At 64.5% G+C, this 19226-nt stretch carries 18 protein-coding genes and 3 pseudogenes; 6 read left to right on the plus strand and 15 right to left on the minus strand.

What is annotated here, in order from left to right:
* Positions 1 to 80: 80 nt before the first annotated feature.
* Both B7X30_RS07590 and B7X30_RS07595 read right to left on the minus strand, forming a co-directional pair.
* On the minus strand, positions 81 to 1325 hold the full coding sequence (locus B7X30_RS07590) for a porin (protein ID WP_286730102.1): 1245 nt from the start codon (positions 1323 to 1325) through the stop codon (positions 81 to 83).
* Positions 1326 to 1537: 212 nt separating this feature from the next.
* Positions 1538 to 1990, minus strand: a complete 453-nt coding sequence (locus tag B7X30_RS07595) for an OsmC family protein (RefSeq protein WP_286730103.1) — start codon at positions 1988 to 1990, stop codon at positions 1538 to 1540.
* Between the two features lie 41 nt (positions 1991 to 2031).
* Here B7X30_RS07595 and B7X30_RS07600 point away from each other — a divergent pair, with 41 nt between their 5' ends.
* Positions 2032 to 2262 carry a CCDC90 family protein gene (locus tag B7X30_RS07600; RefSeq protein ID WP_013124295.1) on the plus strand — a complete coding sequence of 77 codons (231 nt, stop codon included), beginning with the start codon at positions 2032 to 2034 and terminating at the stop codon, positions 2260 to 2262.
* A gap of 300 nt (positions 2263 to 2562) precedes the next feature.
* Here the strand turns inward: B7X30_RS07600 and B7X30_RS07605 are convergent, their stop codons facing one another.
* A complete protein-coding gene (locus tag B7X30_RS07605) occupies positions 2563 to 3042 on the minus strand; it encodes a YqaA family protein (RefSeq protein ID WP_286730104.1) in 480 nt (159 codons plus the stop codon).
* A gap of 61 nt (positions 3043 to 3103) precedes the next feature.
* Here B7X30_RS07605 and ilvA point away from each other — a divergent pair, with 61 nt between their 5' ends.
* Positions 3104 to 4654, plus strand: coding sequence for a threonine ammonia-lyase, biosynthetic (gene ilvA, locus B7X30_RS07610; protein WP_286730105.1), 1551 nt, complete (start codon positions 3104 to 3106; stop codon positions 4652 to 4654).
* Between the two features lie 53 nt (positions 4655 to 4707).
* Here the strand turns inward: ilvA and B7X30_RS07615 are convergent, their stop codons facing one another.
* From B7X30_RS07615 to B7X30_RS07635, 5 genes are all read right to left on the minus strand, one after another.
* Positions 4708 to 6735: an esterase-like activity of phytase family protein gene (locus tag B7X30_RS07615; protein ID WP_286730106.1), complete on the minus strand. Its 2028-nt coding sequence runs from the start codon at positions 6733 to 6735 to the stop codon at positions 4708 to 4710.
* A gap of 81 nt (positions 6736 to 6816) precedes the next feature.
* Positions 6817 to 7443: a DUF4136 domain-containing protein gene (locus B7X30_RS07620; RefSeq protein WP_286730107.1), complete on the minus strand. Its 627-nt coding sequence runs from the start codon at positions 7441 to 7443 to the stop codon at positions 6817 to 6819.
* A gap of 18 nt (positions 7444 to 7461) precedes the next feature.
* Complete coding sequence (ttcA, locus tag B7X30_RS07625) at positions 7462 to 8466, minus strand: tRNA 2-thiocytidine(32) synthetase TtcA (RefSeq protein WP_286730108.1); 1005 nt, start codon at positions 8464 to 8466, stop codon at positions 7462 to 7464.
* Positions 8463 to 8864, minus strand: a complete 402-nt coding sequence (locus tag B7X30_RS07630; RefSeq protein WP_013107245.1) for a dihydroneopterin aldolase — start codon at positions 8862 to 8864, stop codon at positions 8463 to 8465. Before B7X30_RS07630 ends, ttcA begins: the two co-directional genes overlap by 4 nt.
* 16 nt (positions 8865 to 8880) lie before the next feature.
* Complete coding sequence (locus B7X30_RS07635; RefSeq protein ID WP_286730109.1) at positions 8881 to 9684, minus strand: SDR family oxidoreductase; 804 nt, start codon at positions 9682 to 9684, stop codon at positions 8881 to 8883.
* Positions 9685 to 9702: 18 nt separating this feature from the next.
* On the opposite strand from B7X30_RS07635, the gene B7X30_RS07640 reads away from it, so the two are divergent.
* Together B7X30_RS07640 and B7X30_RS07645 are read left to right on the plus strand one after the other, a co-directional pair.
* Positions 9703 to 10935, plus strand: a complete 1233-nt coding sequence (locus B7X30_RS07640) for a class I SAM-dependent methyltransferase (RefSeq protein ID WP_286730110.1) — start codon at positions 9703 to 9705, stop codon at positions 10933 to 10935.
* An 8-nt stretch (positions 10936 to 10943) separates the two neighbouring features.
* Complete coding sequence (locus B7X30_RS07645) at positions 10944 to 11135, plus strand: DUF2905 domain-containing protein (protein ID WP_286730111.1); 192 nt, start codon at positions 10944 to 10946, stop codon at positions 11133 to 11135.
* On the opposite strand, the gene B7X30_RS07650 is transcribed toward B7X30_RS07645, so the two are convergent.
* The gene (locus tag B7X30_RS07650) at positions 11047 to 12324 is read right to left on the minus strand and encodes an MFS transporter (RefSeq protein WP_286730112.1); all 1278 of its coding nucleotides are present in this window, start codon (positions 12322 to 12324) and stop codon (positions 11047 to 11049) included. The two genes, B7X30_RS07645 and B7X30_RS07650, sit on opposite strands and share 89 nt — an antisense overlap.
* A gap of 117 nt (positions 12325 to 12441) precedes the next feature.
* On the opposite strand from B7X30_RS07650, the pseudogene B7X30_RS07655 reads away from it, so the two are divergent.
* A pseudogene (locus B7X30_RS07655) lies at positions 12442 to 13279 on the plus strand (LysR family transcriptional regulator).
* On the opposite strand, the gene B7X30_RS07660 reads toward B7X30_RS07655, so the two are convergent.
* Positions 13197 to 13643, minus strand: a complete 447-nt coding sequence (locus B7X30_RS07660) for a DUF3014 domain-containing protein (RefSeq protein ID WP_286730113.1) — start codon at positions 13641 to 13643, stop codon at positions 13197 to 13199. The pseudogene B7X30_RS07655 and the gene B7X30_RS07660 overlap by 83 nt on opposite strands.
* Here B7X30_RS07660 and B7X30_RS07665 point away from each other — a divergent pair.
* The gene (locus B7X30_RS07665) at positions 13621 to 13788 is read left to right on the plus strand and encodes a hypothetical protein (protein WP_286730114.1); all 168 of its coding nucleotides are present in this window, start codon (positions 13621 to 13623) and stop codon (positions 13786 to 13788) included. The genes B7X30_RS07660 and B7X30_RS07665 overlap by 23 nt on opposite strands.
* A gap of 346 nt (positions 13789 to 14134) precedes the next feature.
* On the opposite strand, the pseudogene B7X30_RS07670 reads toward B7X30_RS07665, so the two are convergent.
* The 5 genes and pseudogenes from B7X30_RS07670 to B7X30_RS07690 form a co-directional block, all read right to left on the minus strand.
* Positions 14135 to 15242 (minus strand): annotated as a pseudogene (locus B7X30_RS07670) (glycerate kinase type-2 family protein).
* 21 nt (positions 15243 to 15263) lie between these two features.
* Positions 15264 to 16066, minus strand: a pseudogene (locus B7X30_RS07675) (NAD(P)-binding domain-containing protein).
* A gap of 36 nt (positions 16067 to 16102) precedes the next feature.
* Positions 16103 to 16876 (minus strand): hydroxypyruvate isomerase, encoded by a 774-nt coding sequence (hyi, locus tag B7X30_RS07680; protein WP_286730115.1) that lies wholly within the window; start codon positions 16874 to 16876, stop codon positions 16103 to 16105.
* Between the two features lie 3 nt (positions 16877 to 16879).
* Positions 16880 to 18634 carry a glyoxylate carboligase gene (gene gcl, locus B7X30_RS07685; RefSeq protein ID WP_156053629.1) on the minus strand — a complete coding sequence of 585 codons (1755 nt, stop codon included), beginning with the start codon at positions 18632 to 18634 and terminating at the stop codon, positions 16880 to 16882.
* Between the two features lie 127 nt (positions 18635 to 18761).
* Positions 18762 to 19211, minus strand: coding sequence for a phosphate-starvation-inducible PsiE family protein (locus tag B7X30_RS07690; protein WP_286730116.1), 450 nt, complete (start codon positions 19209 to 19211; stop codon positions 18762 to 18764).
* Positions 19212 to 19226 lie beyond the last annotated feature (15 nt).

The raw sequence follows: 19226 nt of genomic DNA on the forward strand, positions 1-19226 counted from the left end.
CCCGCGGGCGGGCTGTTGAGTGCAGTCTGGCCGTCACGCCAGATTAGGTGATGCCCGCCAGAGCTGGCGGGCTGTCAGTCTCAGAACGAATGCAGAATGCCCACAGCGAAGCCGTTGGAGCCTTGGCCAGTGACACCCGCGCTGAAGTTGGTCGCGTCGTTGACGGCCAGTGCGGTGCCGGTGCGATTTGCGCCAGCAGAATCGTTGCTCATATGCGCATAGGAGGTGTAGAGCATGGTGCGCTTGGAGAGGTTGTAGCTGTAACCAATGGCGTATTGTTTCGCCTTGGAGGTGCTGAGTGATGTGCCCGTAGGTGCCAGCGACGTGCCGTATTGGCTGTACGACACCATCACCGCACCGGCGCCAACCGGCACGGTGGCGCCAAGCAACCAGGACGAATCGTTACCCGAGTAGTAGTCGGCGGTGCCGCGCTCATAAATGCCCGAGAGCTTGACCACGTTCAGGTCGTAAGAGCCGAACAACTGCCAGACCTTGTAAGCGCCATCGGCCACTGTGCTGCTAGGCGCAACGGTGACGTTGGTGACTTTGCTGTAGTTAGCGCCCACGGTCGCCGACCCGAAGGCATAGTTGCCGTTCAAAGACCACAGCTTGGTGGTGTTGCCGCCCTGGACTAAAGGAGCCGTTGCTGAGCCGTCGTTGAACGAGTAATCCGCCTGCACAGTCAGGCCAGACAGATTGGGAGAGATGTAGGTGATGGTTTGATTGCTGCGCAGTAGATAGTTGACTGCTGCACCTGAGGCATTTCCACCTTCGCCGCTCGGGCTAAGGCCATTAATGCCTAGGCTCAAGTTCGAGTACGCACCGGTAAAGCCCGCCTGGAACGGATCGTAGTTGACCTCGTTGTTGAACATGCTGGTGAAGTAGCGGCCCATCTGCACGGTACCGAAGTTGCCTTGCAAACCCAAAAGCGTGGTACGGCCCATGAAGCCGCTACCCGTACAGTAAGCAGAGCCGCCTGTGCCAGTCTGGTTGGTGCCCGCCGCACAAAAGCCGGTTTCCGCTTGGAAAATAGCCTTCAGGCCGCCGCCCAGGTCTTCTGTGCCCTTGAGACCGATGCGCGAGCTAGCGACCACGCCAGAGCTCAAGCCGGTATAAGACGCCGTACCACTTTTGCCTGAGGTGTCAGGTTGGCCGTTCACGGTCGGCGCCAGACCAGAGTAATGCGTCACACCCATATCGATAATGCCGTATAGCTGCACGCTGTCAGCCGCGAATGCCGAGCCCGAGAAGGCACCGACCACGGCCAGGGCGATAAGGGATTTTTTTGCGAAACCTTGGGTTTTAGTGAAACTTTGCGTTTTCATTCTGTGCTCCGTTAGGTTTGAAGTGTTCCGCTTCTCGACACACTCTCCAGGGCGATGTCTGAGCGGGCGGGGGAATGAACATGCAAACATTGATGTCATAGCATGCGTGTTAGAGATTTGATCGCGCTTGATGATTGTCCTCAAGCTTTTTTGCGGCTCTGGCCCAAAGTGTCATCAAAATGCAACATTGCAGACAGGCGCTGATGCGGCGGTCATTCCTGGGCCAACTCGACGCTGAAAGTCATCGTCGCCGTTTTTTCCAGCATGGCGCTGGCCGAGCAATACTTGGTATGCGAGAGCTCGACAGCGCGGCGCACCATGTCTTCGCGCAGATTCACCCCTGTCACGACAAAGTGCAGATGAATGCGGGTGAACACCTTGGGGTCGGTCGCGGCGCGCTCGGCCTCAAGCCGCACGGTGCAGCCGCGCACATCCTGCCGCCCCTTCTTGAGGATGTAAACCACGTCGTAAGCGGTACAGCCGCCGGTGCCGGCGAGCACGACTTCCATCGGCCGCGGCGCGAGGTTGTGGCCGCCGGGCTCGCCCGGCGCGCTGGCCGGGGCGCCGTCCATGCGTAGCGTGTGGCCGGTTTCGGTGTGGGCGGTGAAGGCCATGCCGTCGTTGCCTTGCGCGTCTTTTCCTTCCCATTGCACGGTGCATTGCATCGATGTTTCTCCTGTTTCCCAGGGGACCTACAATTGTTTGCATGGCTACCGTGACCTTAGACACGCACAAATTCATTCGCAAATTGCGCGAATCGGGCATGCCCGACGCTCAGGCCGAAGCGGTGGCTGATGCTTTTCGCGAAGCGCAAGGTGAGGCGGATCTGGCCACCAAACCGGATTTACGCGAGCTCGAACTGCGGCTGACGATCAAAATCGGCGGCATGCTGGTGATTGCAGTCGGCGTGCTGGCTGCAGTGCTGAAATTGCCTTAAACCCGAATTTCTTTGACTCGCGTCAATTTCGATGTGGGTGACATAGACGCGCTAAGGCAGATTCCCGCCAAAATTCAGAAAACTTCAATTATTTTTCAATGACTTACGTATCGAATAAGTGAATGCTTATTTAACAATACCATGATGCACGGATGGGCTATGCAAGATACATAAGCATCCTCTAATATTGCATCACGCGTCGAGTTTGACGCACCAATTGTCTCCTCCACCTCCTCCTTTGGTGGATTCTTACCCGGGCCGATGTTCATCATCCGCCCGGGTATTTTTTTGGCCGGTTTTTCATAGCGCCCAAGCCAGACCTGCGACGGCGATGTAGCGCAGGCTGCGGCCGAGCAGCATCCACGCGGCGCAGGCCCAGGCGTTGATGCGCAGCCAGCCGGCCACGACGACCAGGGCGTCTCCAATGCCAGGCACCCAGGCGAGCACGGTGATGGGCGCGCCCCAGTGGCGCACTTGCGGCGCCCAGCGCCAAGCGTCGGGGGTCTGCCAATGGCGCACCCAGCGGCCGAGCGCGTAGGTGGTCATGCCGCCGAGGGTGTTGGAGGCTGTGGCGACGAGCACGGCCAGCAGGGTGTGCTGCGGCTGGGCGGCAATCACCACCAGCAGCACGGCTTCGGAGCTGAAGGGGATGAGGGTGGCCGCCGCAAAGCTGAGCGCCGCCAACACGTAAAGCCCTCCTGGCCCGGAGGCGGACTGCAGCAATTCATGCCACAAACCGAGGGAGGCGCCGGCCCAATCGGGCGGCATCAGCACGGCCATGCCTGCAAGGTGCGATCAGCGGGGTTCATAGAATCGGCTTTTTTGCTCTGGGAAGATCCAAATGGCCGCGAAGCATACCGACTATCTGCAGCGTATTTTGAACGCACGGGTGTATGACGTGGCGATTGAATCGGCGCTGGAGCCTGCGCGCAATCTGTCGCGCCGCCTGCACAACAAGGTGCTGTTCAAGCGCGAAGACACGCAGCCGGTGTTCAGCTTCAAGCTGCGCGGGGCGTACAACAAGATGTCGCGGCTGACCGAGGCCGAACGCAAGCGAGGGGTGATTTGCGCGTCGGCAGGCAATCACGCGCAGGGCGTGGCGCTGTCGGCGCACCGGCTGGGGTGCCGTGCGGTGATCGTGATGCCCGCCACCACGCCGAAGGTGAAAATCGACGCGGTGCGCGCCTTTGGCGGCGCCAGCGTGGACGTGGTGCTGCAGGGCGACAGCTATAGCGACGCTTACGCCCACGCCCTCACGCTGCAAGACAAACAAGGGCTGACTTTCGTCCACCCCTTCGACGACCCGGACGTGATTGCGGGCCAGGGCACCATCGGCATGGAAATGCTGCGCCAGCACCAGGCGCCGATTCATGCGGTGTTTTGCGCCATCGGCGGCGGCGGGCTGATCTCGGGGGTGGCCGCTTACATCAAGGCGGTGCGACCGGAGATCAAGGTAATCGGGGTGCAGACGGTCGATTCCGACGCCATGCTGCGCAGCGTGCAGACGGGTCGCCGGGTCACGCTGTCTGAAGTGGGGCTGTTTTGCGACGGCACGGCGGTGAAGCAGGTCGGGCGCGAGACCTTCCGCCTGGTGCGCGATCTGGTGGACGATTTCGTGGTGGTCGATACCGACGCGGTGAGCGCCGCAATCAAGGACGTGTTCGAAGACACTCGCAGCGTGCTGGAACCCTCTGGCGCGATGTCGGTCGCGGCCGTCAAGGCCTATTGCGCGCAGCATCAGCTCAAGGGCGAAACCCTCGTGGCCGTGACCTGCGGGGCGAATATGAATTTCGACCGCCTGCGCTTCGTCGCCGAGCGCGCCGAGGTGGGCGAGGCGCGCGAGGCGCTGTTTGCCGTGACCATTCCTGAAAAGCCGGGCAGCTTTCGCCGCCTGTGCCGGCTGGTGGGCGCGCGCAATGTGACCGAATTCACCTATCGCATCAAGCGGCCGGAAGAGGCGCATGTATTCGTCGGCCTGACGGTCAACGGCCGCGAGGATGCGCAGAAAATGGCGCAGACTTTCGAGCGCGCAGGCTACGGCGTGCTCGACCTGACCGACAACGAACTGGCCAAAGTGCATGTGCGCCACCTCGTCGGCGGCCCCGCGCCGCGTGGCGCGCAGGGGCAGAGCATGGCGGAAAACGAGCGCCTGCTGCGCTTCGACTTTCCCGAACGCCCCGGCGCGCTGCTGCGCTTTCTCGACGCGCTCAGCCCGGACTGGAACATCAGCCTGTTCCACTACCGCAACCAGGGCGGCGACAGCGGCCATGTGCTGGTGGGCATTCAGGTGCCGCCCGCAGATAAAAAGGCGTTCAGCCAGTTTTTGCAGCAACTCGGCTACCACTACACCGAGGAAACCGACAACCCGGTGACGCGGTTGTTTTTGAATTGAAAGCTCCCGCCTGTGCAAATCGCTCAGGCGGGAGTTTCATGGTTTAGCCGCGCTCAAGAGGCGTAGTCGAGCACCGGCTTGGGCAGTTTGATGAGGAACAGGCGCGAAGGCGTCTCCCACGGTTTGCCGCGGATGATGCGATAAGTGTAAGCGCCCGGAGCGGTGCACTTGCCCGTACCCGCCAGGATCTGGCCGCTGGCGTCCATTTCGCAATCGTCACCTTTGAGGATTTCGCCATTCGGGCCGACGATTTCCGCCGCAAGGCCGAAGTCGTTGTCGTTGGCCACAGCAATCGTCTGTGCGTCCACCAGGGCCATGCCCTCGGTCTTGCCGGACACCCAGCCAAAGCCGCTGCCTTCGACCATATCGAACAGCAAGGTCTTTTTCACCGGGATGATGCCGCCGTCGGTCAGCGCCTTGAGCGAAGTCTGATACTCGGGCTCCAGGCCGTTGATGGTCTTGCCGGTGAGGTCGGTCGCGCCGCTGAGATCGATGATAAAGATCATGTTGTGATCTTTGCCATCGGCTTGCGTGCCGCGCTCGATGATGAGGTAGCGGTTGTCGTCGAGCGCCACGAGGTCGCCGATCTTGGCATCCTTGTTTTTGCTGTAGGGAACGGCCCCGCTGGCATCGGTGAGGGGATACGCAAACATGCGGGTGCCGCCGCCCGGCTGAATTTGCACCAGGCGAGTGAACACCGCTTTGGTGGTTTTCTGCGTTTTGCCGTTGCTGTCTTTGGCGTCATCCATTTTGAGAATGCTCTGCACGCCGGCCAGCAGATTGCCGTTGGGTGCAAGGGCAATGGCTTCGATGCCGCGGTTGGGCTGGCGATACTTGACGATGTCGGGCAGGCCGCTGCCGGGCGCCAGCTTGGTCTCGATCCGGCCGCTGGCGGCGTTCACCTTGAACACGAAGGGGCCGTACTCGTCGGTCATCCACAGCGACTTGCCATCGGGCGTGGCCACCACGGCTTCGGGATCGATGCCGTGCACGTCAAATGCGATGCCGTCCTGCGCGTTTTTGAGAATCTGCAGGGTGTCGCTGACCGGCGTTTCACCCGTCGATCCGACCGTGCCCGGAGGAATGGGGCGGCCGCTCATCGCAGCGCCGTCGAGGTCCTTGAGCGGGGTGGTGCTTTCCAGCGTGGCGCGACGGTTGCCCTTGCCGGTGCCCACAGTCACCACGCCAAACTCGGGATTGAATGCGGGCGCGGGAAACGACTTGGTCGCGGTGGTGCTGCCGTCGGCGTTCTGCAGGTCGGGTGAATCTCCGTTAGGGCCGCGATCCGTTATCACCCAGAACTGCACATTGCCCTGCTTGTCCATGCCCTTAAGAGCCAAACCCGAGCCCAGGCTGATGGGGAAGCCTTTGGGGAACTCGGCCTTGATGTAGTTCTGATTGCCGGGATAGGGCACGTTGAACCGGCTCTGGCTGCCGATGGCGTACTTGCTCACGCTGAGCTGCGCGCCCTGCGCCGCGCCCGCGCCCTGGTAAGTGAAGGTGCTGGTGACGGTGCGGCCAATCAGCGAGAGCGAGTCTTCGAGGTGCGCCTTGGCGTAACGCGGATCGGTGAGGCTGAGCTTGAGATCGGCGAGTTGCTGCTGGAACAGGGCGGTCAGTTGGGTGCGGTCGGACAGATCGCACTTGATGTTGGCAAAACGCTGGCGCACCACATCGCTAATGACGATGCCGTTGTTCGGGTCGCCGTCGTCATCGAGCGCCTGCAGCAGTTGCGCGGTGTTCTGGGTGCGGGGGGCGTCTTCGCCCTGTCCATCGAGGTCGGCCAGCGCCACCACATCGGCGCCCATGGCGCGACCCAGCAAGACACCGCCGAGCTTGAAGGTGACGGTCTCGCCGGATTTGTAGAAGAACTGCCCCGCCGCGTTGGTCTGGCGCGGGGTGGCATCGCTATCGGTGGTGTAGTCCACCCCGGCCACGGCGGAGTCGAGAAAGACCCCGGTTTGCGCTGCGGCCTGCTGGTCAGGCGGGTTGGACGCGGTGGTGGTACCCCCGCCACCGCAGGCTGACAAAGAGAGTGCCGCGGCAACCGCCAGGGCTAAAGCAGATTTGGGAAATTGCATGGCTCGACTCGCTCAAAAGAGAAAGTCGAGACCATAAGTTGCAAATGTGACATTTTGTTTAATGTGCGATCCGTTCCGCCCTCAGCGCGGGAACAGCACCTTGTGCTCGCCGTACTCCGAAGGGAATCCACGCAGCACGGCTTGCGCCAGCGGCAGGGCCACCGAGGCCAGACCGCGTTCGTAACCGCCGGTGCTGGCGTGCGACTGCCAGATGAGAGCGCCGGTGGCGGTGTCGCGGATTTCGAGCGAGAGACTGCGCTCGTAATAGTTGGGCGGCGGCATCCAGCCGAACATCCCGCCTCCCCAGCCGCCCCAGCCTCCGGGAAAATAAACCGCGCCGTTGGGCAGCAGCACGGGCGGAGGCCAGACCGAAGGGCCGTAGGTGGCTTCGAGATCGAGACGCACGGTGTAGGCGTAGCGCGCGGTATAGGGCGCCGGTGTGCCCAGCAAGGGCACCATGCCGGCCTGGGTCATGGCGTCGAGCACGGCGGACTGCAGAGTGTAGGCGTCGGCGCTGTCGGCATTGCCGGGCGCGGCCTGCACCTGCACCTGGGCGCCCACCAGCGCTTGCGGCGCGGGGTTGGGGGTGACGACGGTGGCGCGCAAATCTGTCAGGCTAGCGCAGCCGCCGAGCAGCAGCGCGGGCACCAGCAACAGGCCGATGCGGGCGGAATGCCAAAGGCGGGTTAGGCTGTTAGGTGAGCGCATGGCCTGTTCTCCTCTACTTCAAAACCATTGGACGGATTGTGCGCGCGGGAGTTCGCCTGCGCCGCTGCAAGGTTCCGCATCAAAGGCGATGTCGCCCATCGGGTCGGGCAGCCCGGTGGCGCGCAAGCTCGCGAAGTCGAACAAGCTACGGTCGGCCAGATGCGAAGGCACTACCTGCGTGAGCGCGTTGAACATGGTCTGCGTGCGGCCCGGCGTCTCGCGCTCCCATTGCCGCAGCATGGCCTTGACCTGTTTGCGCTGCGCATTCTCCTGGCTGCCGCACAAAGTGCAGGGAATGAGCGGAAAGGCGCGCAACTCGGCCCAGCGCTCCAGATCGGCCTCTTCCACATAGGCCAGCGGGCGGATGACCACGTGTTTGCCGTCATCACTCACCAGCTTCGGCGGCATGCCCTTGAGCTTGCCGCCGAAGAACAGATTGAGGAAAAAGGTTTCGAGAATATCGTCCCGGTGGTGGCCGAGCGCGATCTTGGTCGCGCCCAGTTCGCCCGCCACGCGGTAGAGAATGCCGCGCCGCAGCCGCGAGCACAATCCGCAGGTGGTCTTGCCCTCGGGGATGATGGACTTGACGATGGAATAGGTGTCCTGCTCCTCGATGTGAAAGGGCACACCTCGGCTCTTGAGATAGTCGGGCAGCACCTCTTGCGGAAAGCCGGGCTGCTTCTGGTCGAGGTTGACGGCCACCAGATCGAAGTCGATCGGCGCGCGTTCGCGCAGGCTCAGCAGAATGTCGAGCAGGGCGTAGCTGTCTTTGCCGCCGGACATGCAGACCATCACCTTGTCGCCCTGCTCGATCATGTTGAAGTCCACCACGGCCTGCCCGATCAGGCGGTGCAGCCGCTTGGAGAGCTTGTTGTTCTCGAACAAGGCCTTATGGGCGGCGCGATAAGTGGCGGCGGCCTGCGGCGACTCGGCTGAGGTGTCAGACGAGACTACCCTCCTCGCTTCGCTCGACTCCCCGGGGGAGTTGAGCGCCCCTTCGGAACGGCCGTGCGGAGCGCTCATGGCTGCAAATCCTTCACATGGAACACTTCCACGCCCACGCTCTCGCAATCAGGATAGACGTCGGGCTTTTCGGTCGACACCCGCACGGCCTTCACCCGCGGATGTTCAAGCATGATGCGCGCCACGTCGTCGCACAGGGTTTCCTGCAGATGGATGTGGCCGCGCGCAATACGCGCCGCGATCACGCTGCGCATGAAGTCGTAATCGACCACTTCGTCGAGCTTGTCCTGCTGCGGGGTGGACATGGCCAGCGGTATGAACAGATCGACATTGATGAGCACACGCTGCTCGCCCCGCTTCTCGAACTCGTGCACACCGATATTGATGTTGACTTCGTAGTTCTGCAGAAACAGGCGGCGGCAAGCGCGCAGGGCGGGGTGCGACAGGGCACTGAACATGGTGAGATTCCTTGAATTAACGGAGCGCCTGATCGCGCGCGGCAAACAGCACGTCGCGCCCGGTGCCCGCGAGATGCTGGCCGCCATCGACCAGCAGGGTGGCGCCGGTCATGGCGCGGGCCTGCAGCGCAAAATGCACAGCCTGCGCCACGTCTTGCGGCGTGCTGCCGCGCTGCAAGGGCGTGCGGCTGTGCACGCGGGTGAATTCATCGTCGGTCATCGGGCCGGAAGGCAGCATCAGGCCAGGCGCCACGCCCACCACCCGCAGCACGGGCGCCAGCGCCTGCGCCAGCGCCACGGTGGCTGCCTGCAGCGCCGCTTTCGACAGGGTGTAGGAGAGATAGTCCGGATCGGGATTGGCGAGCTTCTGATCGAGCAGATTGACCACGCAGCCCTGCGCGCCGCGCGCGCTCAACTGCGCATGCAGCGCCTGCGCCAGCAGCACCGGGGCGATGGTGTTGACTTGGTAGTGACGCTGCGCCGCTTCCACGCTGAAGTGCTGCGCGTCGTCGAACTCGAACAACGCCGCATTGTTCACCACCGCGTCCACCCGGCCCAAGGCTGCGACAGCCTGCGGCAACAGGTCTCGCGCGGCGGCGGGGTCGAACAGGTCGACGCCGACGGCTGCGGCTTGCGCCCCCAGCGCCCGCGCCTCGGCACAAACCGCGTCGGCCGCCGACTTCGAGCGGTGATAGTGCACCGCTACATCCCAGCCTTGTGCGGCCAGATGCAAGGCGATTTCCCGCCCGAGCCGGTGCGCGGCGCCGGTCACCAGCACCTTGGGTCGGGTAACGGGAAGGGTTGTGGCGTCGGGCGGCATGCTTTCTAGAATGTCTTGATGAACGAACAGTCGGCAAGTCTACCGGCGCCCGCCCCGATGGCGCTGGAGCGCAGCGCGCAACTCCTGGCGCAAATCAGGGCTGCTCTGCATGCGGGAGGCGGCTGGTTGCCGTTCGATGCCTATATGCAACAGGCGCTCTACGCACCCGGCCTGGGCTACTACACCGGGCAGGCCGGACAGTTTGGCGACTTCGGCAGCGACAGCGACTTTGTCACCGCACCCGAGCTGTCCCCGCTGTTCGGCCGCACCCTGGCCGCTCAGGTGGCACAAGTGCTGCAGCAGGGCGATCTGCACACCGTGGTGGAATTCGGCGCGGGCTCGGGCCGACTCGCCACGCAGATACTGGGCGAACTCGATCATCTGGGCTGCGCGCCGCGGCACTACGCCATTGTCGAAGTCTCCGGCGCGCTCAAGCACCGGCAGATGCAAACGCTGCGCAGCGCCGTGCCCCATCTGTTTGATCGCGTGCAGTGGTGGACGGCCTTGCCCGAGACGTTCGAGGCCGTGGTCATCGGCAACGAAGTGCTCGATGCCATGCCCGTGAAAATACTGCACAGACACGAAGGCGGCTGGATGGAACGCGGCGTGGCGCAAGAGGGCGACGATCTGGTCTTTGCCGACCGCGCCACCGCCCTGCTGCCCCCCACCCCCGAAGCGCACGCCCTGCCCATCGGCACCGTGACCGAAATCCACCCGCAGGCGCTGGCCTTCGTGCGCACCCTGGCCGACCGACTTGCGCGCGGCGCGGCGCTGTTCATCGACTACGGCTTTCCGCAACGCGAGTACTACCACCCGCAGCGCCACATGGGCACGCTGCAGGCGCACTACCGCCACCGCGTGCTCGACGACGTGCTGCTGTGGCCGGGGCTGGCCGACATCACCTCGCACATCGACTTCACCGCCATCGCCCTGGCCGCACAAGACGCCGGGCTCGATGTGCTGGGCTACACCAGCCAGGCCAGTTTTTTGATGAACTGCGGCCTGCTCGATCTCGTCGCCGCCGAACTGGCCGCCGGGCCGCCGCCGGTCGCTCCGAGCAGCGCCGCCGCCCTATGCGCGGCCACAACCGCGCCCGGCGGCTCGCACTACCTGCGGCAGACCGCCGCCGTCAACAAACTGTTGAACGAGAGCGAAATGGGCGAACTGTTCAAAGTCATCGCCCTGGGCCGCGGGGTGGACGCGCACGCCCTGCGCGGCTTCGCGCGCGGCGACCGCACCCATACGCTGTAGAGCCGACCATGCGTTGGCTGATCGTTTTCATTCTCGCGTCCATCGTGTTTTCGGCGCTGCTGCCCCATCTGCGCCGTTTCGGCATCGGCCGCATGCCGCTGGACTTCACTATCAAACTGTTCGGCCGGGAATGGCTATTTCCCTTCGGCTCCAGCATCCTGCTGTCTTTCCTCGCCTACGTGATCGCGCGGCTGGTGTAGCCCAAATCCGCCAAGCCGCCACACCGATGGCCAGTTGAGCAATCAGCACCAGCGCCACACACCCGGCCCAACCCGCGTGCGCCCACACCCAGGCCGGGCCGAAAGCGCCCACGCTGCCGCCCACGTAGTAGCACAGCACATACAGCCCAACGGCGGCTGACCGCGCCTGACCCGCCAGCGCGGGCACCTGCGCCGTAGCCATCGACTGCGCGATGAACACGCCGCCGGAACTCAGCGTCAGCCCCAGCACGATGGCCCACACCGGACTGAGCAGGGTCAGCAACATGCCCCCGCTGCCCAGCGCCACCGCCGCAACGAACACCCGCCGCTTGCCAAATTTCCACGCTAGCTTGCCCGCCAGCGGCGTGGCCACCATGCCCACCAGATACACGGTGAACAGCAGGCTCAGATCCTTGAGGTCAAAGCCATAGGGCGGCGCCGCCAGATGAAAGCTCACATAGGTAAAAGTGCAGACCTGCGAGAACAGAATGCCAAAGCCGATGGCGTAGGTGCCGAGCAGTTTGGGGTTGCGCAGATGCAAAGCGAAGCCGGACAGCGCAGCGCGCACCCCGCCGCGGCTTGCCGCAAACCGGCGCGAGGCCGGCAAGCCGCGAGCGATGAGCAGCAGAAACAGCAGATTGATCGCCCCCAGCACCACGAAGGCCGCCTGCCAGCCCGCGTGCGCGGTGACCATGCCCGCGATGAAGCGCCCGCTGAAGCCTCCGGCCACTGAGCCCGAGATGTAGAGCGCGGTCACCGCCGGAACTTCGGAGGGCGGCCATTCCTCGCTGATATAGGCCACCGTCGCGGTGAACACGCCGGGAATGCACAAACCTTCGATGGCCCGCCACACCAGCAGGCCGTGCAGCGAGGTCGCCGTGGCCGCCAGCAGGGTGGACAGCCCTAGCCCCGCGAGCGAGGCCAGCAGCACCCGCTTGCGGCCGAAGCGGTCTGCCGCGATGCCTGAAAACGGCGCCGCCACCGCAACCGCCAGGGTGGTGAAGGTGATGGTCAGACTGAGCTCGGCCACGCTGGCGTGGAACACCGACTGCAGGCTGGGCAGCAGCCCCTGCGTGAGGTACATGGTGAAAAACGCGCACATGCCCGCCGCCGTCACCGCGGCGCGGCGCAGCCACTCGGGCGGGCCTGCGGCATCCTGAAGCGATGGGGACACAGCGGTGGTGGACATGGGCGGGATGATTCGGGGGCGATACGGCTAGGCCAGCTCGCCCCGCCTCATCACAGCTTAAGTCCGCCTGTTTGATAGGTGAAATATCATTTTCTAAAACTCTGATCTGTTTTCGATATGGACTTGCGCCATCTGCGCTACTTCGTCGCTGTGGCCGAAGAGCGCCACTTCACCCGAGCCGCGCAGCGCCTGCACGTCTCGCAACCGCCGCTGAGCCAGCAGATCCAGGCGCTGGAAGCCGAGCTCGGCGTGCCCTTGTTCACCCGTGGGCGCGGCGGAGTGCAGCGCACGGCCGCCGGCGACGCCCTGCTGCCGCTGGCGCGCAGCATTCTCGACGCGGTGGAACACGCCGTTGCGCAGACCCGGCAGGTCGGCCGCGGCGAGACCGGCAGGCTGGCCGTGGGCTTTGCCGGCTCGATGCCCTTCACCGATGTGATGCCCCGGCTGCTGCGCGACTTTCGCGCCGCCTGGCCGCAGGTCGCGCTCGATCTGCGCGAGCAGCCTTCGCAATCGCAGATCGACGACCTGCTCGCGCACCGCCTCGATCTGGGTTTCATCCGCACCACGCAACAACGATCTGCGCGATCAACCCTTTGTGATCTACAGCGCCAGCCTGGGCGCCGGTCTGCGGCAACAGACGCTGGCGCTGTGCGCCCAGGCCGGATTCAACCCGCACATCGCGCAGGAAGTGCACGAAATGCCCACCCTCATCGGGCTGATCTCGGCTGGATTGGGCGTGGGCATCGTCGCCGCGTCGATGCAGCGCGCCCAGTTGCCCTGGGTCGCCTACCGGCCGCTGGCCGATGTGCAGGCCAGCACCGAGGTGCTCTTGGTGTGGCGGCGCGATGACCCGCAGCCGCCGCTGCGCAACTTCATTGCGCAGGCGAAGGCGCTGTTGCCGCAGGCTGCATCTGCGCCTGCAAATCCTGACGGAACTGACGCAGCCAGTCCTTGACCGCGCGCTCGTTTTCCAGCCCCATGCGCATGAGGATTTTCTGCCCCGCCGGGGCGGCTTCGAGCGCCGGGTCGGCATAGGTGTAGAGCACCTTGGGCTGGCGCAACAGCACCGCCCCCTGCGGCTCGGGCGCCTGCAGCAGATTGGCGATCACGGCCAGCAGGCGATCGTTGAAAGCGCTTTTGGGATGCCCCAGCTCGCGCCACGCCTGCTCGCACAGCGGGTAGAGCTGCACATAAAGCTGCGCGGCGCGCTGCGGTGAGATGGCGGTGAGCATCTGCACATAAGGCGCATAGCGGCGGGCATTGTCCGGCGCGATGGCCAGATCGGCCCCCTGCCCCGTGGTGCGCAGCGCGCCGGGCAACGAAGTGCAGGATGAGTTGGCGCGGCACCAGCCAGGCCAGCCCAGGCTTGCCGAGCAAGGCGCCGAGCTCTTGCAGCACCGTCGCATCGCTGCGGTGCAAGGCGGGCAGCGAGGCCGTGCTGGCGGGCAGTTGCAGCGGCGCTGATGCCACCGAGGCCGCAGGCTGGGGCGCACTGCTGGGCGCGGCGGGCGCGCTGCTTATCTTTGCGGGGGCGGAGGCTGCCGTGGGTACAGCGGCCGTATGGCCCATCCAGGCCTGCGTCCACTGTTGCAGACGCCCTCGGTTGGCATAGCCCAGCACGACCAGCGCCACAATCAACAACACCGCCACCAACCAGCCCACGCGGCGTGGCGGCGGCGGACGCAAGGGATCGTTGGATGGGGCAGACTGCGGCATGGCGATGCGGCATGGCGACCTCCGGAGAACATGTCGCCTCAGTATGCCAGCATGCGCTGTAAACAGGTTTTACCGCGGGGCTTCTACGAAGGAATCAAAGCACCAGCACGGCGCGGAAATCGTTGACGTTGGTGTAGGTCGGCCCTGGCACCAGCAGGTCGCCGATGACGGCGAACAGGGAGTAGGCGTCGTGGCCGTCGAGCACAGTGCGGGGGTTCAGCCCGGCGGCGCGGGCGCGGATGAGGGTGTCGGGCGTGATCCAGGCGCCGGCGTTGTCTTCGCTGCCGTCGATGCCGTCGGTGTCTCCGGCCAGCGCCCAGACGCCCGCCTCGCCGTCGAGGGCCAGCGCCAACGCTGCGGGCCAGCGCCGCATGCGCCAGCGCGATGTCGCGCGATTCGCCTTCCATGTCGTCGGCCAGGATGTGCGCGGCAATGCCCGCTTGGGCGCAGGCGTCCGCCACGGCTTGCAACATCTGCCTGGGGGTGGCGATGAGTTCGACGCGGTTGCCGCTGAACACGGGGTCGCCCGGCTTGGGCGTCTCCAGCGCGCCGCTCTGCAGCCCGGCGCGGATGCTCGCGGGAATGCCGATGCCGTAACGCTCGATGATTTCCAGCGCCTGCGCGCAGGTGGTGGGATCGGGCACGGTAGGGCCGCTGGCGATGGTGGCGGGATCGTCGCCGGGCACATCGGAAATCAACAGCGTGAGCACCTGTGCGGGGGCGCAGGCGGCGGCAAGCCGTCCGCCCTTGATGGCCGAGAGGTGCTTGCGCACGCAGTTCATTTCTCCAATGGTGGCACCGCTCATCAGCAGTTCGCGGTTGATGCGCTGTTTGTCGGCCAAGGTCAGCCCCTCGGCGGGCAGAGGCAGCAGCGCCGAGCCGCCGCCGGAGATGAGGCAGACGACGAGATCATCGGCGGTGAGACCCTGGGTGAGCGCCAGCATGCGCCGCGCGGCCGCTTCCCCTGCGGCGTCGGGCACGGGGTGCGCCGTTTCGACCAGTTCGATGCGGCCCGGCTTGCCGCGCAGCGCCGGCGGCACATACCCGTAGCGCGTCGCGACGAGCCCGGAAATCGGCGCGTCCTGCGGCCACAGCGCATCCAGCGCCTCGACCATGGCGCCGCTGGCCTTGCCCGCGCCGATCACCAGGGTGCGGCCCTTGGGCAACGCGACGGGCTGGTCGGCGGCGCTGGGCAGGGTCATGGGGCAGTCGCAGCGGTCGTCTCAGGCGTCCGGCGCAATGGTGTGGTGGCTCATCAGCTCCACCGCACGGCACAGCGCGGAGTGATCGAGCCCGTCCATGCCGTTGGCGGCGCAGGCCGACATGAGTTGCTGCGCCACGGCCGTGCTGGGCAGCGCCACGCCGAGTTGCTTCGCACCCGACAGCGCCAGGTTCAGATCTTTCTGGTGCAGGTTGATGCGAAAGCCCGGCTGGAAAGTGCGCTTGACCATGCGCTCGCCGTGCACTTCGAGAATGCGCGACGCCGCAAAGCCGCCCATCAGCGCCTGACGCACCTTGGCCGGATCGGCCCCGGCCTTGCTGGCGAACAGCAGCGCCTCGGCCACGGCCTGGATGTTGAGCGCGACGATGATCTGGTTGGCCACCTTTGCTTGCCGCCGACCATGATGGTCAGGCTCGCGGCCTTGGCGCCCACTTCGCCGCCGGAAACCGGCGCATCGAGATACTCGCAGCCTAGCGCGTTGATTCTGCGGGCAAAGTCCTTGGTTTCCACCGGGCCGATGGAGCTCATGTCCACCACGATCTTGCCCGGCGTCAGTCCCTGGGCCACGCCATCGTCGGCGAACAGCACCTGCTGCACATCGGGCGTGTCGGGCACCATGGTGAAAATGATGTCGGCCTTCTGCGCCACTTCGGCATTGCTGGCGCAAGGCTTGGCGCCTGCGTCGAGCAGGGCTTGCGGCACTTTGCTGCGGGTGTGGACGTACAGCGTATGCCCGCCCGCCAGCAAATGGCCCGCCATAGGCGTGCCCATGATGCCCAGTCCGATGAATCCCAGTGTTGCCATGTCGATCTCCGTTTTATTGTGAACGTGGGGTTGGGTTTACAGCCCGGCCAGCCAGCCCAGCCCAGCGGTCGTGGTGGTCTTGGGCTTGTATTCGCAGCCGATGTGGCCGGTGTAGCCGATACGGTCGAGGTGCTGGAACAGGAAGGCGTAGTTGATCTCGCCGGTGCCCGGCTCGTTGCGCCCGGGGTTGTCGGCCAGCTGAATGTGGGCGATGCGCGGCAGGTGCTTTTGCATCGTCGCCGCCAGCTCGCCTTCCATGCGCTGCATGTGATAGATGTCGTACTGCAGGAACAGATTGTCGCTGCCCACCTCGTCCATGAGGGCCAGCGCCTGCGCCGTGCCGTGCAGGTAAAAACCGGGAATGTCGAAGGTGTTGATCGGCTCGATCAGCAGACGGATGCCGTGGGCGCCGAGTTGCGCTGCGGCGTAACGCAGGTTGCCGACCAAGGTGGCGCGCAGCACGGCAGGATCGGCGCCCGCCGGGGCCTTGCCCGCCAGACAGTTGAGTTGGGTGACGCCCAGCGCAGTGGCGTAGTCGATGGCGCGGGCCACGCCCTCGCGGAATTCATCCACCCGGTCGGGCAGGCAGGCGATGCCGCGCTCGCCCGCATCCCAGTCGCCCGCGGGCAGGTTGTGCAGCACGATCTGCACACCGGCTTGCTGCGCGGCGTTGCGCACCTGCTGCGCGGTGTGGGCGTAGGGAAAGAGAAATTCCACCGCCTTGAAACCGGCTTTGGCGGCAGCTTCAAAACGGTCGATGAAAGGCTCTTCAGTGAAGAGCATGGTGAGGTTGGCAGCAAATTTGGGCATGGTTCAGGCCTCTGCAGGAACGAGATCAATCACAGGATCGAATTCGGTGATGGCGTCGATTTCACCACCCATGGAGATATTGGTCACGCGCTCCAGAATGATTTCAACCACCACGGGCACGGCAAACTCCTTCATCAACTGCCGCGCCTGCGCCAGCGCGGGCTGAATCTGGTTGGGGTCGAACACGCGTATGGCCTTGCAGCCCAGCCCTTCGGTCACCTTGACGAAGTCGATACCGTAACCGCTGACTTCGGGCGAGTTGACGTTGTCGAACGAGAGTTGCACGCAAAAGTCCATGTCGAACTGGCGCTGGCCCTGGCGAATGAGGCCGAGGTAGGAGTTATTGACCACGATGTGGATGTAGGGCAGCTTGAACTGCGCGCCCACCGCCAGTTCCTCGATGAGAAACTGGAAGTCGTAGTCGCCGGAAATGGCCACCACGTCCGCGGTCGGATCGGCCACACGCACGCCGAGCGCGGCGGGCATGGTCCAGCCCAGCGGGCCCGCCTGGCCGGCGTTGATCCAGTGGCGCGGTTTTTCCACCTTGAGCAACTGCGCCGCGGCGATTTGCGACAGCCCGATGGTGGTGACATAGCGCGTGTTGGCGTCGAAAAACTCGACCATCTCCTTGTAAACGCGGTGGGGCTTGATGGGAATCTGGTCGTAGTCCCACTTGCGCAACAGGGTCTGCACGCGCTCGCGGCAGGCGTTCGCCCAGGCGCTGCGGTCTTTGAGCTTGCCCGCCGCCTTGCGCTCGCGCGCCACGGCAATGAACAGTTCGAGCGCCGCCTTGGCATCGGAGGTGATGCCGTAATCGGGCATGAACACCCGGCCGATCTGCGTGGGCTCGATGTCCACATGCAGAATCTTGCGGCCCTTGGCATACACCTCGGGCGAGCCGGTGTGGCGGTTGGCCCAGCGGTTGCCGATGCCCAGCACCAGGTCGGAAGCCAGCAAGTTGGCGTTGCCGCCACGGTGCGAGGTTTGCAGACCGACCATGCCCGCCATGAGCGGGTGGCTGTCGCCAATCGCGCCCCAGCCCATCAGCGTAGGAATCACCGGCACGCCGGTCAACTCGGCGAACTGCACCAGCAGATCGGTGGCATCGGCATTGATCACGCCGCCGCCCGCGACGATCAGCGGGCGCTCGGACGCTTCGAGCATGTCCAGCGCCTTTTCAATCTGCGCCTTGGTCGCCGTGGGCTTGTACACCGCCAGCGGCGCGTAGGTGTCGGGATCGAATTCGATTTCGGCGAGCTGAACGTCCAGCGGCAGATCGATCAGCACCGGCCCCGGACGGCCCGAGCGCATCACATGGAACGCCTGCTGAAACACTTGCGGCACCAGCGCGGGCTCGCGCACGGTGACCGCCCACTTGCACACCGGCTTGGCGATGGACTCGATGTCCACCGCCTGAAAGTCTTCCTTGTACAGCCGCGCGCGCGGGGCCTGGCCGGTGATGCACAGAATGGGAATGGAGTCGGCAATGGCCGAATACAACCCGGTGATCATGTCGGTACCCGCCGGGCCGGAAGTGCCGATGCATACGCCGATATGGCCCGGCGCGGTGCGGGTGTAGCCCTCGGCCATATGCGACGCAGCCTCGACGTGGCGCGCCAGCACATGCGCGATGTGGCCGTTCTTGCGCAGCGCGGAATACAGCGGATTGATCGCAGCACCCGGCACGCCGAAGGCCTGATGCACACCTTCTTTTTCGAGCACTAAAACCGCGGCATCCACCGCGCGCATTCTGGCCATGATTCCCTCTCCTCGTTGGGGCGCCCGGCGAACGATGCGGGGCATTTCAGGCCATGAGTCTATTGATGAGATAGCAGGAAGTGAATGGAATAAGAAAGCGAAAGATTCAGTACTTTTCGGTAGTCAATCAACTTCCGGAGTCTGCTTCCTGCTCAACCGGCATCACCCGGCGCACCAGAAAGTAAGTGATGCCCACCGCCACGACCGCCGCGGTGATCAGGCCGTAAGTCCAGGCCCAGTTCTGCAACTGCCCCTGGCTCTCGACCGGAATGATGATGAGCTGTCGCAACAAAGTGATGAGCGCTGCCTCGATGAACACCAGCACCGAAAAATTGCCGGTGCGCATGTAACGGATTTCGGCGGAAATCAGCGAAGACAGCACCCAGAGGATGAACAGATTGCCCAGCGCATGCAAAAACCCCTGCGCCACCGCGCCGGAGCGCACGGTCTGCACCACGTCCTGCCCGAACTGCCAGATCAGCAGCAGGCTGGCCACGAGCAGCACGACGGCCATGAACACATGAAGCAGCTTGTTGGCCTGCTCCATCAGCGATTCGAACCACTTATAGCCCACCATGTGGCGCTCCCGTCT

It is taken from the genome of Thiomonas sp. 13-64-67 (genome assembly GCF_002282795.1).
In the GTDB taxonomy this organism is placed as follows: domain Bacteria; phylum Pseudomonadota; class Gammaproteobacteria; order Burkholderiales; family Burkholderiaceae_C; genus Thiomonas; species Thiomonas arsenitoxydans.